Source organism: Streptomyces sp. NPDC001373 (assembly GCF_042895815.1).
Taxonomy (GTDB): domain Bacteria; phylum Actinomycetota; class Actinomycetes; order Streptomycetales; family Streptomycetaceae; genus Streptomyces.
In genome coordinates this window covers 1-1,158 of record NZ_JBIAWQ010000070.1, presented here as the reverse complement: position 1 = coordinate 1,158, position 1,158 = coordinate 1, and the positions used below count along the sequence as shown (strand labels likewise).

Genomic DNA, 1,158 nt, shown 5'->3' with positions numbered 1-1,158 from the left:
CCGAGCTCGGGCATGAAGCCCTGGACGGCGGCGAGGACGGCGTAGTCGCCGCAGCCCGGACACCAGCGGACCTCCTGGTCCGACTTGAAGTCCTTGGCGGCGAGCGGGGACTCCGCCTTCGGGATCAGGGTCAGTGCCTCAGTCATCGATGGCCTCCTTCAGGGCCGCGGCGAGCTGCTCGGCCTTGAACGGCATGCCGTTGACCTGCGTGTGGGAGCGGACGTCCACCAGGTACCGGGCGCGGACGAGGGTGGCGAGCTGGCCCAGGTTCATCTCGGGGACGACCACGCGTTCGTAGCGCTTGAGGGTCTCGCCGAGGTTGGCCGGGAAGGGGTTGAGGTGGCGCAGGTGGGCCTGCGCCACCGCTGCTCCTTCGGCACGCAGCCGGCGGATGGCGGCGGTGATGGGGCCGTAGGTGGATCCCCAGCCCAGGACGAGGGTGCGGGCGTCGTCGGGGTCGTCGACCTCCAGGTCGGGGACCGCGATCCCGTCGACCTTGGCCTGGCGGGTGCGGACCATGAAGTCGTGGTTGGCCGGGTCGTAGGAGATGTTCCCCGTGCCGTCCTGCTTCTCGATGCCGCCGATCCGGTGCTCCAGACCCGCGGTACCGGGCACGGCCCAGGGGCGGGCCAGGGTCCGCGGGTCCCGCTTGTAGGGCCAGAACACCTCCGTACCGTCGGGCAGGGTGTGGTTGGGGCCCGTCGCGAACCGGGTCCGCAGGTCGGGGAGTTCGTCGGGGTGCGGGATCCGCCAGGGCTCGGAGCCGTTGGCGAGGTAGCCGTCGGAGAGCAGGAACACCGGCGTGCGGTATTCGAGGGCGATGCGCGCGGCCTCCAGGGCCGCGTCGAAGCAGTCGGCGGCCGTCCTGGGCGCGACGATGGGGACGGGGGCTTCGCCGTTGCGGCCGTACATGGCCTGGAGGAGGTCGGCCTGCTCGGTCTTGGTCGGCAGGCCGGTCGAGGGGCCGCCGCGCTGGATGTCCACGACGAGGAGGGGCAGCTCCAGGGAGACCGCGAGGCCGATGGTCTCGGACTTCAGGGCGACGCCGGGGCCGGAGGTGGTGGTCACGCCCAGGGCCCCGCCGAAGGCCGCGCCCAGCGCCGCGCCGATGCCGGCGATCTCGTCCTCGGCCTGGAAGGTGCGCACGCCGAAGTTCTT

At 72.2% G+C, this 1,158-nt stretch carries 2 pseudogenes; both read right to left on the bottom strand.

From position 1 onward, the window contains the following. A pseudogene (locus tag ACFY15_RS36925) lies at window positions 1-146 on the bottom strand (2-oxoacid:ferredoxin oxidoreductase subunit beta); the annotation flags it as partial. Then, window positions 139-1,158, bottom strand: a pseudogene (locus tag ACFY15_RS36920) (2-oxoglutarate ferredoxin oxidoreductase subunit alpha); the annotation flags it as partial. The pseudogenes ACFY15_RS36920 and ACFY15_RS36925, both read right to left, overlap by 8 nt.